General features: G+C 59.3%; 12 protein-coding genes. 6 read left to right on the top strand and 6 right to left on the bottom strand.

Features of this window, described 5'->3' with window-relative positions; all coding sequences use genetic code 11:
• Window positions 1-314 precede the first annotated feature (314 nt).
• Together NKI38_RS28100 and NKI38_RS28095 are read right to left on the bottom strand one after the other, a co-directional pair.
• Window positions 315-1,436 (bottom strand): hypothetical protein, encoded by a 1,122-nt coding sequence (locus NKI38_RS28100; RefSeq protein ID WP_352663435.1) that lies wholly within the window; start codon window positions 1,434-1,436, stop codon window positions 315-317.
• A gap of 50 nt (window positions 1,437-1,486) precedes the next feature.
• Window positions 1,487-6,013 (bottom strand): hypothetical protein, encoded by a 4,527-nt coding sequence (locus NKI38_RS28095; RefSeq protein ID WP_352663433.1) that lies wholly within the window; start codon window positions 6,011-6,013, stop codon window positions 1,487-1,489.
• Between the two features lie 370 nt (window positions 6,014-6,383).
• On the opposite strand from NKI38_RS28095, the gene NKI38_RS28090 reads away from it, so the two are divergent.
• On the top strand, window positions 6,384-6,770 hold the full coding sequence (locus NKI38_RS28090) for a hypothetical protein (protein ID WP_502899401.1): 387 nt from the start codon (window positions 6,384-6,386) through the stop codon (window positions 6,768-6,770).
• A gap of 266 nt (window positions 6,771-7,036) precedes the next feature.
• On the opposite strand, the gene NKI38_RS28085 is transcribed toward NKI38_RS28090, so the two are convergent.
• Both NKI38_RS28085 and NKI38_RS28080 read right to left on the bottom strand, forming a co-directional pair.
• Window positions 7,037-7,501 carry a Ros/MucR family transcriptional regulator gene (locus tag NKI38_RS28085; protein ID WP_352663430.1) on the bottom strand — a complete coding sequence of 155 codons (465 nt, stop codon included), beginning with the start codon at window positions 7,499-7,501 and terminating at the stop codon, window positions 7,037-7,039.
• Window positions 7,498-7,665 (bottom strand): hypothetical protein, encoded by a 168-nt coding sequence (locus NKI38_RS28080; RefSeq protein ID WP_352663428.1) that lies wholly within the window; start codon window positions 7,663-7,665, stop codon window positions 7,498-7,500. The genes NKI38_RS28085 and NKI38_RS28080 overlap by 4 nt, the downstream gene beginning before the upstream one ends.
• Before the next feature lie 194 nt (window positions 7,666-7,859).
• Between NKI38_RS28080 and NKI38_RS33580 the strand changes: the two genes are divergently transcribed.
• The 3 genes from NKI38_RS33580 (at window position 7,860) to NKI38_RS28070 (ending at window position 8,875) form a co-directional block, all read left to right on the top strand.
• Entirely contained in the window at window positions 7,860-8,072 is a 213-nt protein-coding gene (locus NKI38_RS33580; RefSeq protein WP_502899400.1) for a Y4oE-related protein, read from the top strand.
• Window positions 8,073-8,170: 98 nt separating this feature from the next.
• On the top strand, window positions 8,171-8,356 hold the full coding sequence (locus tag NKI38_RS28075) for a hypothetical protein (RefSeq protein ID WP_352663426.1): 186 nt from the start codon (window positions 8,171-8,173) through the stop codon (window positions 8,354-8,356).
• Window positions 8,357-8,662: 306 nt separating this feature from the next.
• On the top strand, window positions 8,663-8,875 hold the full coding sequence (locus NKI38_RS28070; RefSeq protein WP_127298034.1) for a cold-shock protein: 213 nt from the start codon (window positions 8,663-8,665) through the stop codon (window positions 8,873-8,875).
• Window positions 8,876-9,365: 490 nt separating this feature from the next.
• On the opposite strand, the gene NKI38_RS28065 is transcribed toward NKI38_RS28070, so the two are convergent.
• Window positions 9,366-9,587, bottom strand: coding sequence for a hypothetical protein (locus NKI38_RS28065; RefSeq protein WP_352663424.1), 222 nt, complete (start codon window positions 9,585-9,587; stop codon window positions 9,366-9,368).
• Between the two features lie 190 nt (window positions 9,588-9,777).
• Entirely contained in the window at window positions 9,778-10,020 is a 243-nt protein-coding gene (locus tag NKI38_RS28060; RefSeq protein WP_111543962.1) for a DUF982 domain-containing protein, read from the bottom strand.
• Between the two features lie 416 nt (window positions 10,021-10,436).
• Here NKI38_RS28060 and NKI38_RS28055 point away from each other — a divergent pair, with 416 nt between their 5' ends.
• Window positions 10,437-11,633: a DUF932 domain-containing protein gene (locus tag NKI38_RS28055; protein ID WP_352663422.1), complete on the top strand. Its 1,197-nt coding sequence runs from the start codon at window positions 10,437-10,439 to the stop codon at window positions 11,631-11,633.
• Window positions 11,634-11,914: 281 nt separating this feature from the next.
• Window positions 11,915-14,065, top strand: coding sequence for a ParB/RepB/Spo0J family partition protein (locus NKI38_RS28050; protein ID WP_352663420.1), 2,151 nt, complete (start codon window positions 11,915-11,917; stop codon window positions 14,063-14,065).
• The last annotated feature ends 27 nt before the right edge of the window (window positions 14,066-14,092 follow it).

The following is a 14,092-nucleotide window of genomic DNA, read 5'->3' as shown; positions in this document are numbered from 1 at the left end:
ATTGCCGTTTGTTGATTTAGCTGTGAAGTGTCCGCGTCCGACCCCAGCCATTCCGCAGCTTCTCTCTCAGCCGGATGACGACACGATAGTCCGGGGGATCGGGCCCGCCGACGTCCTAGTCTGCCAACGGTGCGTGATGGAGCAGATCGACGGCTGAAGATCGCACATAACCTCGCACATATTTCGTGCCGAAGTCGGCGACGAAATGGCTTCTATTTTCGTAAAACAAGCATCAGTACTCCGAGGCAGTGGAATACGCCCTGTACGCGGGAACTCAGCGTATTGCGCTGCCAGCACCACGATCACTAACGAACTCAAGAAATTGGATTGGTGCTTACAGCGCTGTGCCAGATTTCCAAGGCACCGCGCGGAAGCAGCGCCTCGACTGGCGTGATTTCGAAGACGACGCCGCGACCGATCACCTGAAAGTCAGATGCCTGAATTCCGCACCACAGTAGCGCTAGATCGCGATCCGCCGTGCAAAGTTGCACGGTCTCGCGAGGAAATAGCGCAAAAATATGGATAAGGATCTCAAGCGAACGCAAGTCTGACAGTGCGTTGTATGCGTCCTCTCTTGAGTAACCGGGTCGCAAATTCAACAAAGTGAAAGCAGGGCTCCGCCCATTCGGCACCGCAATTGAACTTGCGATCGCGAATACCAACAAAGATTGGCGTGGTACATCGAACCGATCTGCTGCATCGATGACGCTCGCAATGCAAGCCGCCACTCGCTTGCTACTAGTCGGTGCGCAGAGTGCCGGCGCAAGCTCAAGTAACATGGCATTTTTTCGACCGAAGCTTGCGCGGGTGTCTTCGATCAGGCCAAGCACACCTTCCAGACTCTTGGCTCCCACTACAATTTCTGCCTTGGGCAGAGCGCGCCTCAGCTTGCTCACCGCCTCGTCAATTTGCGCCCTGGCCTCATCGGAATCGGGGATGCGACGGCTGTTGCCTTCGAGAGCGCAAAGCAACGGATTGACGCGGATGGGACTGTCTTCGAATAGGTCGAGGAAATCCGGTTCGCGGCCCTTCTTAACGCCGCCTTCGAACCGGCTCACAATCTCGGTCATGACATTTCGGTCGATCAGAATTATGGAGTTGGACTTGATCGTCGCCAGAGCTGATGGCATCCATCCGCCTTTAACAAGCCCGATCGCTCGCGACGTGAAACGGCTCTGAAGAGTGGTATTGACGTGAACCATCTCGCCAGGAGAGACACCGTCGAAATCCGTGTGAAGGACCTGCCCATTGTACATATCGAGCGGGATCGTGACAGGCAAATTAGGAGATGCTCCGACGAGCTCCGCATAGCTCCGCGGTTGGATATCGACGTCAGCGAAGCTGATCGTCCTGCCGGCACCGCCGTTGGGCCCTTCGGCCTCTGTGAAGCGGAACGTCCCGCCAGCCCCTGGCGGGGTTTCGACATCCGAAGTCATGAATGATGGTTCCGTGTTAAGAGACTTTCAGGTTCTAGCAGCAACGTTAGTCAGGCCAGTTTCTGCTTGCGCTGACGCAATGCTGAATTCGCGTAATGCTCAAATACTGCCGGCACGTCGTCCGAAAGAATGCTACCTAGCCAGAGCGGGTCTTCACTGTCGGTAAGAAGGTACGGATCGGCACCTTCCGCGACAGCAACCAGCAAGCTCCATTGTCGGTCGACCGATGTAGAGGGAAAAGCGCCCAGAAGTGACTGGATGTTGACTCCCTGGCGGTGACGTTCAAGTGCAATCAGAGCTGCATGTCTGACTTCGCTGTCGCTGTCGTGATCGGCGAGATGGCCGAGCTCTTTCGCGAGTGCTGCGATAGGCAGCCACATCGCCAGTTCGGCTGCGGCTCTGCGATCGGAGACGGTGCCGGTCATTCGCGCTGCGATGAGGCCTGAAACGGTGTCTGGGTCGAGTCGCCGCAATGCCCGCCCCGCCGCGTTCCGCAGCGAGTCTCTTTCGGTCGTGACTGCCGCATTAATCAGCTTCTCCGCCGCGATGTCGGGAGCGATCCGGACGAGGAGACGACACAGGTGGCGCTCGATCTGTGGATGGGAGAGCAGCGCGAGTTCGATCGCGTCGACAGCTCGCGCTGCATCGAATTTTGCCAAGCCTTCTATGGCGCGGAGAGGCTCCGTGGTCACGAATGAGCGCCCGGCAAAAGCCTTGTCGAGGATTTGCTCGCGCAACAACGGTTCGCCCGCTTCCGCAGCTATGTCATACGGACCATCGCGGAGAAACCGTCCGCGCTGACAGCGGTCAACGGCGGCGCTGACGCTCAGCTTCCTGGTCGCAGGATTGGCATAAAGGACGCGGATCACCTCGTCGTCATGCTTCCCGTTGGCCGTCGCAGCGTCCCGACCCTGCAGCCAGTTCCCAAGCAATTCCAAGCCGCGATCGCCGAGCCCGGCCAAAGCATTTATGCCCATCCAAGCATTCTTCGCCGTGTGGGCCATACGGAGGGCAAGTTGCGCGAAATCAGCCGACTGATCGCCTAGCTCCCGAAGCGCGATGCACGCATACAGCGCCACCTTGCCTTCCGACTCGGCTCGCTGGAGGACCAACCGCACGGCCGGAATCAGATCCGTGTCACCACTCAACCAAGCAATCAGCAGCGCGATCACCAGCGGCTCTTCGCTCGGCGCTGTGCTCTGTAGTATCCGCAGAGCTGGGTCCGTTAGCGCATTTGGCATCCGGCCGCGATGACTCCGAAGCTCCGCAAGGTTGGTCGGCACTTCAGCTATCCCGCTGTCTTGCAAGATGTCGACCAGAACTTCGTCTGCGCCGAGGGCCGCAAGCGCTGTTATCGATTGGTGGAACTCGGCATATGGATCGGATTCCAGTTTTCCGTTGGAATCACGCGGGACTGGGCGGCGAGCGATCACGCCGAGCCTTTCAATGATGCCGTCGTCCGCGCGAACGAATGCCCAATTCAGCCCACCGTGGCGAACCCAAAAATGTTCAGATTCCAGCTCCCGTTTGACCAACGTGGTGATTCCCTGACCGCTCATAAGGATCAAGACTCGACGCGCGCTCTCGCGAACGCGATCACGGTAGTTGCTATTGGTACGCAGGCGGCTGCACGCGACTGCAGCAATCATTCGCTCCAATTCGCCTCCAGCCTTCTCCGAAAGGATTGCCAGCAGCTCAGGAGAGACGATGCGTCCGAGAAGATCCAGAGAGTGATAGAGCCAACCTGGATCGCCCTCGATGGATTCATCGAGACGGTCGTGCAGATCCTTTTCAAGCGCGCGAAGCATGAGCCTGAGCGTTGCCTCGTCCATTTCGTCAGGCCGCTCCCAGAAGAGATCTTCGATCAGGCGATGTGCGTTCGGTTCTGCTTCGGCAAGAATACGAATATGTTGTTGCGTCAATTCGGATTGCGCCCGCAATACGCCCGGAAGCCAGTGATTTCGGGTCAGATACCGCTCGAACTTCTCGACTTCGACGAGGCGTTCAATCGCGCCCTGTGGATCTAGGATCGACAAGGCATAGAGCGCCGCACCGCTCGCAGAATCTGCTGCCTGGGATAGGTGCTGGGTCACGAAGTCGAGTTTGCTACGATCCAAAAACCGCGCGATGCAATAGAGCAGGCTACGCGGCTTACTGGCACCAACTTTAGACATCAATACAGCCTTGGTCTCCTCCCATATCGCGAGCGCCTCGGGATGCTCCAGCCCGTTCAGCAGATATCCAAGCTCGGAAACAGGCTCCTTCTCCGCATCGGCTGCATGAATGCGCTTACGGAGCCATTCCGGGTCCAGCTCGAGGCCGGCACGCAGGGCCGTGGAGCTGGCCCTGTAGTCATCATGCCTTGAACCGTCTGTCTTGTCCTCGAGGGCATCCACGCGCTGCTGGTGGATTTCCCAGAGCCGATTGAGATGACGGATGTCGGGTGCGGCAGTGAGCACAGCGATGGCAACTGCCTGTGGGTCTTGGGACGATGAATGCAACAATGAATTGACGACATCCCCCAACTCGACATTGTCCTGCCGGGCGAGATTGGCGAAGGCCTTGCCGATTAACTTGGTCCGGTAGCCCCCGTCCGAGGCAGGGTGGTCGATTGCTTTCAGCCGCTCAAGAAGTATTGGGACGGCCCGCTGCCCGAGGGTCGGCAAGTGCTGAACATAGAGGTCCTCGCCGTAGCTTCCGAATTCCCGGCTGTCTTCCATTTGCGCGACAGTCTGGCCTAGGGCCTCGGAATTCTGCGCGTCCGCTGCCAGCAGCCAGAGCGTGTCCATCGGCACATAACCGAGCCCTCTGCGTTTAGGCTCATTCTCGTTGGCGAGGAAAGCGCCCAAGCTTTGGAGGGTCAATTGGTTGCGCTGGTATTGCCATACGAGAGACTTTGCTACCGCCCAATTGAGCAGGCGATCATGAGCAAACGCAACATCACCGCTTTCGCTGACACGAAGCCACCCGGCGGCATCCAGCCGCAAAGCCGCGTCGTCATTCAGTCCAATCTCATTCCACATCGGCCGGGGTAGAGGATAAGAGCCGTCCATCATGGAAACGGCGAGGGCGATTACGATCCCTTCGTCGCCGATCCGGCCCTTGGCGGCAATCCGCGCCCAGAATCCTTCGAATATCTCGTATTCGCTGCGTGGGGCGCTTTGCACCGAGGCGTACGGAAGGTCTAGGTAGAGTCCGGCCAGTATCGGGTTGCGCAGCAGCGCCTTCAAATCAGGCGGGAGATCCGTCCACCTTCGACCGCTTAACTTCAAAAGGCGATCAAGTTCGTCAACCGAGAACTCGCCAACGGCATGCACATGAACGACATCGCCATCGGTCATCTCCAGTGCCCGTGCCACGGCTTGCGGAACGGTTAAGACTAGGCGCATCCCCCAATCAGCCCAATCCTGACGAACGAGATCGCGCGCGATGTCGATATCCTGGACGTCGTCGATCGCCACGGTTAACCGGGAAGCAGAGCCCTCGCCTAGAAGTTCTCGCAGGAAATGCGATACCGCAACAAGGTATTTTTCGGAGGTGTCGCCAAGACCCGTTTGCCACACGTCGCGCGCCGCCTGCGTCAGAAGGTCTTCACACGTCTTGCCTGCAAGCACCAAGGTTGCGATCTGGCGCTCTTGCCCGAATGCCTCCAGCATCTGTCCGAGTTGCCACGTTTTTCCTGCGCCGCTTGCTCCCGCAATCAACAATATCGCCTTGTCTTCAGGCCAGTCAGGTATGGCACGCACGTCGCGGTCAGGTCGATATTTTAATCGGGCAAGCCGGCGGCACGTTAACGAGCTCATCGTTTCGGCAAGTTCCGCCGCCTTACGCAGCCGCTCCGGATTGAGGCCCACATAACGGAACATAGAATCAATCCTGGCGGCATCGAATTGAGCTTCGCCGTTGCTCAATGTCTCGACAAGCACGCCGATCAGACGCTCTCGGATTCCGCGCTCGTCACCAAGGTCGGGTGCATAGCGCCGTAACAGCTTTTCCACATCGGTTGCGCGGGCGCTGCCGTCGACACCAAACTCCATCTCAAAATGCGACAAGAGATGAAACACGACCGCGCTTTCGTCGGTAGCCGGTTGTTGAGACCCGGCTCGTGTCACTGTAGCGATGTGGTCGAAGAACTCGCGGTTGGTACCGGCCTGATCCTTGGCGAAACTTAGCTTCTCGACGTCGTCGAGGTCATCTGGTCCGGGCGCCGACTTTAAGTCGGCGAGAAAGGCGTTGAACGGGTTCAGCTTGCCAGGGCGCCCATCGGTCACGAAGCGATAGCAGGCATTCGCCGGACGCGATGGCGGTACGGCTTTGCGGAGATCGCTCAGGATAGATTCAATGCCAGCAAGAGGCCATGTGCCATCCTCCCGAGTTTTGTATTGTTCAACGAGGTAGAGACCGATTGCTTCTGCCCGCGCGTCTCCACCGCGACGAGGTTCCAACACAAGACATGCATCCTTGATCTCGCGGCCGACCAGGTTTCCAGAAAGCGTGACATCAGCCAGCCAGCCAAGGTGTTGAATGATTTGATAGAGAAAGCCGTTTATCGCAGCGGGTCCGCCGGCCTGCGTCATATCTGCACCTTGTAAGTGACATCGATTGAGAGCCGGGACTGCACAAACACAGCACTGTTGATGACGCTTGTTTGCCAATGCGGATGACAGCGGTCAAGCTAGCGATCTACACAACTGACAATCTTCGGGATGTGCTGTCGTCGAAATGTCGGCTTTCAGGTAACCGCAAAACTGAACTCTATGACCGACATTAGGCGCGAAGCTCACCCCCGGCGGCGAATTTGAACCCAATACCCCGTCATCCCATGTTCATGATATGTGCTTCGAAAGTCGCATAAATGGCAACGTGGAACGATGGGGGCGGTTGGTGTGTGGATAGTCAGACCTGGCCTATTGCCGATTGTGCCAGCCGGCGCGCATTTTCGCGGCCATGGTGGCGGAGCATGTTGAACTGGCGTTGTTTGAGCAGTCACTCGGCAACATCGAAGGCCTGCATCGGCCATTCTGTGATCGTGTGGCTGACGCTGCGGACAAAACCGCAGGATCAGTTCTTTTCGATGTTCGTGTCGACGGCGACAGCTGCGTTCAGCGTATGGCCGCGATTGGGTATGGCATCACCGGCACAGCAATAATCGTGCTGGCGAAGAACGGACAACTTAGATGCGCATCGGTAAACGGGGACACCGCCGTTTTGGTGGCAGAATTGGCTGCCTGGTATGCGTCTCCGCTGAGTGAACAAGCGAAGGGTGACCACTGCGGAGCGGCCATCATCCTGCTAGCCAAGCTTCGGAACTCAGGTCACTTCACCCGTTTCTAACTGAGCACCGTTCCTACCTTGCGGGCCAAAGCGGCGGAAAGATGATATTCGACTGCAAGTGTGCTTGGCGTCCAACTCGTCAAATTCATCGAGTATCGAAAACGTTCTAACCAGATGGCGCGGCGGCGAAGAGGCACCGGGCCCGCGGATACCAGCCACAAAATCATTTTTTGGAAAAGGGAAGGCGGGATGGCCCCGCCTTTTTATGTTCCCCGCAAATTAAGCCGATGGCTGCAGCGGTTTAGAAACGAAGCTCGTTGCCGAAATCAAGCTACGACCTTCTTGCGGGTCCGCTTCGTCGGTGCTGCCGGCTCCGGCTCTTTCGGTTTGCGGCCGAGCCCCATTGTCTTGGCTAATGCCGAGCGCGCGGCGGCGTAATTCGGCGCGACCATGGGATAATCAGCCGGCAGACCCCATTTGGCGCGATATTCATCTGGCGTCAGCCCGTGGTGGGTCGACAGATGGCGCTTCAGCGACTTGAATTTCTTCCCGTCCTCAAGGGAGATGATGTAGTCCGGTGTTACCGACTTCCTGATCGGTACCGCCGGCTTTAGCGCTTCCGGCATTTCTGCGGAAACGTTGCCGACCGTGCCTTTCAGTGCTGCATGCACTTGGCCGATCAGGGCAGGGAGCTCTCCAACCGGGACCGGATTGTTGGAGACATAGGCTGAGATGACATCGGCGGTGAGTTCGATGAGGACGTCGGTGTTGTTGTCGGCTTCTTCTGTCATGAAAACTCTCCGGGGCGGCTTGAAGACAGTCGGCGAAGTGTTGCTTCATAGTGGCGGTTGTCGGTGAAAGCAATAAAGCCCCGGTGGGAGCAGGCCCGGTCCTCATAAAGGCTGCCGCTGCTCTCCACCTCGATGAGGAAGGGATAATCGTAAACAATATCCACGCCAGACCGCCGAGTGCCACAGCACAAATTTGGTTTCGAGGCGGTCCCGCCTAAGCAGTGGTGCGGCTTGCGGTGTATAGTACTGCGCTGAACTGGTCGGATCTCAATTACGATTAATGTGATTTCTCGAAATGCAGGGGTGACGCAGGGCCGCCCAAGTATTAGTCTTTCCTAGGCGGGTTGAGGAGGCCAACGTGAGAACTTACGATAGCGTAGTTCCAGGATGGGAGTTCTTAGCCGAGGACGAGGCGATTGACGCTGCGATCGACAAATACGGCAAAGACCCGACGACGTCGGTCGCGTACTGTGCGTTCGAGACGTTTGGCGATCGAGGCGGACCCGAGCATCGGTTTTGGTTTGACCTGTTTGTAAAGCTCGCAAAATCGGATCACGTAGGTTGGGCGTAGAGCTCGGTCTCAGTTCTCGCGTCAGCGAATTTAGATGCTCCCACAAAGCCAAACAGCCATTCGACCTACGCCGGAAACAATCGTGTCTCGGGGCGTGGTTGAGCTTGCGGCATTCGTCGCCGGCGCCCTCCCGCATTGGCTATGCTGATCAGCGCGCCACAGCTGGCAGGTTCCTCAACCGCGTCGCGCTGATCGGCTCGCAGATCGGCGTGGGCTATGTCGCTATCCAGTCACATGACGTCTTCCTCTACGCCAGCATGATATTTTCCATCGCGTCGCGTTGATCCGCGCCCGGGCCCTGACTTGATTGAGGGAGTTTCGGTAGGTCTGCACACGCTGTGGCAGCAGGGGCCGGCCGCTGGGGTTGGCGTGGCGTGAATGTGCTGCTTTAGCGGTGAGAACAGCGACTTGGTGTTGCTTGGTCAATTACCGATGCGGCGTCGGCATTCAGCGGACCGCCGCTTGGCGCCAATGCTTAAGACAGGGCAAAGGCTTGCCATTACCGCCATTTGCTGCATCCTATCTGATGGCAGCGGCCGGTGCGGCCAGCCAAACGGACATGTAGACACCTGCGGCAAGGAAACACCTATATGGCGACTGGAACGGTAAAGTGGTTCAACGCGACCAAGGGCTTTGGCTTCATTCAGCCTGACAGTGGTGGACAGGACGTTTTTGTCCATATTTCTGCTGTCGAGCGCGCTGGCCTATCGACGCTCGTTGACGGCCAGAAGGTCAACTATGAGATAGAACAGGACCGGCGGACCGGCAAATCGTCGGCCGGCAACCTGAGCAAGGCTGGCTGAACCAGCCATGTGATTTCGGCAAGCGCATCAGGCACGCAAGCTTCAGTGCACCAAGATGATCAAGTCTGGTGGCCTACCGGCATGTCGTTGAAGTGTCACCTTTGCTGACCTACATGCGCGGTGCGTCGGATGTTTCCTCCCATTCGTCCGGCGCGTTCCCCTCTGGAGGTTTTAACCTTCATCCCTGGCCGGACCATTGGTCCGGCCTTTTTCTTGCGCGCGAGAAACGGGAAAACTGAGGCGACGACGCCCGGCGCCGCTTGGGCGATCTCGCTGCCAGAATTGTGCAGTATCGCGTTGCCACTTCACCGGGTGAAATGAGAACCATGATGAGAGCTGTCGAGCCGACGGTTTAACGTCGCCAGCCCGGCAGGCGAAAAACTGATCTATGGCCGTTTTCTCGACCTGCCATTCTTGCCGGTCATTCGAAGGGCAATGGCAATTCGCTGCCGGCTGTCGCCGACATTTCAAACTGATGTGGAAGAATTGACTATGCTGCAGGCTTGTCGAAGACCATAGGCAAACCACGTTTCGACGCCATCTCGACGACCAGTTCCTCGATTGCTCGATCGGAAAGGCGGGTCTGCAGTGTCGTACGGATTCGTTTGACCAGTTCATGCACCGGCAAAGGCGAGAGATCCTCGGCGTCATCGAGAAGCCGACTGACTTCGATCACAACGTCAGCATCGATGTCGCTCGGCAAATTTCGCATATGCCATCTCCGATCGAGGTAAATATTGCCGTCTTCCTGACCGTTGTCGAGTCAGGCGGATGAACGTCGGGTTGTTTCCACGACGGCAGGGCTTGATGTTCTGCTTCGGCTGCACACATCCCGGTCATCGCTGCGACGGGCGTGAAGCTCAGCTTCCCCCAGTCACTTTGGAAGCCCATCAATTTGGACCTCAGTCGCTGCGTAGGATTTTCGCTTCTAAGGCCGCTACAACGAAGGCCCGTCTAGCTACCGGCGGCTGTGCTTCACCACGCAGAACCTGAAGACATGCATCCATAGCCAGTTTTCGCTTGTTCGTCTGGTGAGGGAAACTCCGCAGCAGGATCGTGGCTGCATCGTTCACATCGAATATGATGCGCTCACGGTCATGCCGGCCAACTTGCACCACCACGGGCCGGACGAACCTGCTCGACATGCAATTACACTCTCAATTCCGACCGTGACACGGTCTTCGCGTATCATGACGTGGGGTCAATTTATACATTTGTGGCTAGGGCCAGAACAGAACTGACGGTTGCCCAATCTCAAGACAAGTTGCCTGTCCAATTTCAGCAGGCCGCTATCTGAATTCGTATGGGGTTCTGGTCTTGTTGCGCAAGAAAGCACCGCAGAATTCTGTCGCGGCCGGAAGGTGAGCGGCGCTTGGTCCAGGCGCGAGCTTTCCTGAAGGCCGAGCCTTCCTTCCTGGGTGCCAGCCGTGACGCGGCCGCTGCCGCAATGGCGTCGCTGATAGTGGCGCGTCGGTGCCGGAGAGGAAGGGGGCGGGCGGGTTGCGGTGGCGGGTAAAGGTCCGGGAGAGAGTCTCCCGGCGCCCGCCAAGGAGCAACACCCATGACCCAGATGGAAATTCTTGCGCCCAAGCGCAACGAGCGTGCCGGTTACAAGGTCGACCCCAGCCGCGGCCAGCGTATTGGCCGCGTGTCGTCAGAATGGTTCAACCGGCCGGCGGACGAGCGATACCTGTCGCTCACCGACCTTCAGAATTCGGTGAAGAGCCGGTCGGTGCGCAGCAAGACCCGCATCGTCGAAAGTGAGCGGATCCGCGTCGAGGCCAGCCGCGACGATCCGGAGCGCCTGAGGCTAATGCTGCCCGATGCGCCTGCCCCAGTTGCCCCCACGCATTGGAGTTTTGGCCAACTCGCCAGCCTGGTAGGCGCGCCGGCCACCTATCTTCGTCAGGTTCCAGCTCCGCTCGCGGCGATCAACCTTCAGCACGGTCTCCTCAACCACCGCGCCGAACAGGTTAAGACGCTGGAAATCGAGAACGGACGCCTCGAGCTGCGAGCGGTAACCGGTCCGGACTACGGCAGAATATTTGACTCAGAATTGATCGACGCCGTGCAGAGGATCGCTGGCAACGGCACCGGGGACACGCGTTGGAAAGTGCCCGGCGTGCTCGACTGGTCGACAGGTATCTACAATCCGCACGTCGACATCTCCCGCGACACCACGACGCTCTACGCGTCAGATCGCGATGTCTTTGTGTTCCTCGTCGACGATCTGAACCCGATCGAGGCCGGGCGGCTGCCAAATGGGGAACCGGATCTCTATTTTCGCGGCTTCTACTGCTGGAATTCCGAAGTCGGCGCCCGCACCCTCGGGATGGCCAGCTTCTATTTGCGCGCAGTGTGTCAGAATCGAAATCTGTGGGGCGTGGAAGATTTCGAGGAAATCACCATCCGCCACTCAAAATACGCGGCCTCCCGTTTCGCGCTGGAAGCCGAGCCGGCGCTGATCCAGTTTGCCGATTCCTCGCCCATGCCGTTCGTCAACGGCATCAAGACGGCGCGGCAACGGATCGTTGCCAGAGACGACGAAGATCGCCAGGGTTTTCTGCGCAAGCGCGGCTTCTCCAAGTCCGAGACCACGAAGATCATCGATACTGTTCTCATGGAGGAAGGCAGACCACCGGAATCGATTTTTGATTTCGTGCAGGGCATCACGCGGGTCGCGCGCGACAAGCCGCATCAGGATGTCCGCCTGGACATGGAGGGCAAAGCCAAGAAGCTTCTCGACTTCGCCGCCTGATCCTGAGGAGGCCGACAACGAACAATTCCGTCGCCGGCCTCGCCTCCGGGCCGTCTCTATCAATTCCAGCGCGGTCCTCCGCGAGCCAAGAGGACGGCGCTCTTTTCGTGGGAGAACCCGGTTACGCAAGCAGGAGGCCCCTCGGGCGGCTCGGTCGGGTCGAGATCCGCGAGCCGGGGCCGGGTCGGCGTGGCCTGGAGGCAGAGGGGGGAGGGGAGGGTTCTGACGGGCTTGGAGGTTCGGGGAGAGGCCCCGGGCCGCCCGTCATGGAGAACCTGACCATGGCAAAGAACGCCATTCAGAAGATTGCGATGAACGCCGCAGAGAATATTCCCTATGACAAGCTGATGCTGTCGCAGAAGAATGTCCGGCGCATCAAGGACGGGGTATCGATCGAGCAGTTGGCCGAAGACATCGGACGGCGAAAGCTGATCCAGAGCCTGAACGTCCGTCCCGTGCTTGACGGCGAGGGCGAGGAGACCGGCACGTTCGAGGTGCCCGCCGGCGGCCGGCGTTATCTCGCGCTCGGCATTCTCATCAAGCAGAAGCGCCTGGCCAAGAACGAGCCAATCCCCTGCATCGTCAACCGCGGGCAGGAGACCTCGGCCGAGGAGGACTCGCTTGCTGAAAACCTGCGGCGCGCCGACCTGCACCCGCTCGACCAGTTTCGGGCCTTCAAGACGCTTAGCGATCAGGGCCTCGATCCCGACGAGATCGGCGCCCGCTTCTTCGTATCGCCTGCGACGGTGAGACAGCGTCTACGGTTGGCATCGGTATCGCCAAAGCTTCTCGAGTTCTACGAGAACGACGAAATCCGTCTTGAGCAGATCATGGCGTTTTCGATCTCCGACGATCACGCGCGCCAGGAACAGGTCTGGGAGCGGATTGCCAGCTCGCACACGCAGGAACCCTACTACATCAGGCGCCTGCTGACCGAGACGGCGGTGCGGGCCGATGATCGTCGGGCCGTGTATGCCAGCGCCGAAGCTTATGAAGCGGCTGGCGGTATCATCCTTCGCGACCTGTTCGAGCAGGATTCCGGCGGCTGGTTCCAGGATGCCGCGCTCCTCGAGCAGCTTGTCTTCGACAGGCTGAAGGTGGATGCCGAGGCAATCCGCGCCGAAGGCTGGAAGTGGGTCGAGGCGGCGATCAGCTTTCCCTATGGCCACACCTCCGGCATGCGGCGCATCTACGCCGAGGCGCAGGAGCTCAGCGCCGAGGAGATCGAACGCTACGACGCGCTGAAGGCCGAATACGACAAGCTGGATGCGGACTACGCCAAGGCCGAGGATGCCGACGAAGCAATCGAGGCGAAGCTCGACCAGCTAGGTGCCGAGCTCGATGCGATCGATGATCGTCCTCAAAGCTACGATCCCGACCAGAAGGCCATTGCCGGTGTGTTCGTTACGCTTGCCGCGAACGGCAAGCTCCAGGTCGACGCCGGCTTCGTGCGGTCCGAGGACGAGCCGCGGACCGAAACCGGCGATGTCGATGAGGGCGAGGAAGGGGGCGCCGACGGCGAAACCCGATCCAATGGCGACGATGATGGCGATGGTGTTGTCGTCAACGGCAAACCGGTGCACGACGCCTCGGGCGACGACGGCGAGGACGATGGCATCAAGCCCCTCCCTGATCGGCTCGTCTTCGACCTGACCGCGCAGCGGACGCTGGCACTGCGCAACGCGCTCGCCGGTGACGTCGACATCGCCATCATCGCCGCACTCCATGCCTTCGCCCTGCAGGTCTTCTATCGCTTCGCGCCGAACACGTGCCTGGAGATCAGCATGAAGAGCGGCAGCTTCAGCCAGGTCGACGGTCTTGCCGAGACATCGTGGGCCAAGGAGATCGCCGAGCGCCACGAAGCCTGGGACCGCGATTTGCCCGATGAGGCGGAAGGCCTGTGGGACTTCCTTCTCGGCCTCGATGAAGCAAGCCGCAAGGCGCTGTTCGCGCACTGCATCTCGCTGACCCTCAATGCGGTGGTCGAACCCTGGAACAGGCGAGCGAAGGCGCTCGAGCATGCAGACGTGCTTGGCCGCTCGCTCCAGTTCGACATGGTCGACGCGGGCTGGACGCCCACGGTCGAGTTCCTCGGGAGGCTCACCAAGGCGCGGATTCTACAGGCTGTCCGTGAAGCGCGTGGCGCAGACTCCGCGCAGCTGATCGACCACATGAAGAAGGACATCATGGCCCGTGAAGCCGCCCGTCTTCTCGAAGGATCGAACTGGCTGCCAGAGCCGCTGCGCGTCGAGGTCGATGAAGGGTCTGCCGATGCTGGCGACGCGGCCGCCGGCGACATGGCGGAGGAAGCGGCTCTCGACGGCGATGCCGCTGAGCTGCCGGCCTTCCTCGCCGACGATACGGATCCGTCCTCCGATGAGCCGGTGACCACCGACGGCGACGAGCCCGACCACCTCCAGGCCGCCGAATAACCGGCCTCACGCTCGCACCGGGCCCGG

The sequence above is a fragment of the Mesorhizobium sp. M0621 genome (genome assembly GCF_040320745.1).
In the GTDB taxonomy this organism is placed as follows: Bacteria; Pseudomonadota; Alphaproteobacteria; order Rhizobiales; family Rhizobiaceae; genus Mesorhizobium.
The sequence above is the reverse complement of the archived record's forward strand: the minus strand, read 5'-3'. Positions and strand labels throughout refer to the sequence as shown.

Coding starts and splice junctions, on each gene's coding strand:
- NKI38_RS28060 (WP_111543962.1), bottom strand. CDS start 10,020: ATGTCGAGCAGGTTCGTCCGGCCCGTGGTGGTGCAAGTTGGCCGGCAT.
- NKI38_RS28085 (WP_352663430.1), bottom strand. CDS start 7,501: ATGACAGAAGAAGCCGACAACAACACCGACGTCCTCATCGAACTCACC.
- NKI38_RS28090 (WP_502899401.1), top strand. CDS start 6,384: ATGGTGGCGGAGCATGTTGAACTGGCGTTGTTTGAGCAGTCACTCGGC.
- NKI38_RS28050 (WP_352663420.1), top strand. CDS start 11,915: ATGGCAAAGAACGCCATTCAGAAGATTGCGATGAACGCCGCAGAGAAT.
- NKI38_RS28055 (WP_352663422.1), top strand. CDS start 10,437: ATGACCCAGATGGAAATTCTTGCGCCCAAGCGCAACGAGCGTGCCGGT.
- NKI38_RS28100 (WP_352663435.1), bottom strand. CDS start 1,436: ATGACTTCGGATGTCGAAACCCCGCCAGGGGCTGGCGGGACGTTCCGC.
- NKI38_RS28065 (WP_352663424.1), bottom strand. CDS start 9,587: ATGCGAAATTTGCCGAGCGACATCGATGCTGACGTTGTGATCGAAGTC.
- NKI38_RS28095 (WP_352663433.1), bottom strand. CDS start 6,013: ATGACGCAGGCCGGCGGACCCGCTGCGATAAACGGCTTTCTCTATCAA.
- NKI38_RS28070 (WP_127298034.1), top strand. CDS start 8,663: ATGGCGACTGGAACGGTAAAGTGGTTCAACGCGACCAAGGGCTTTGGC.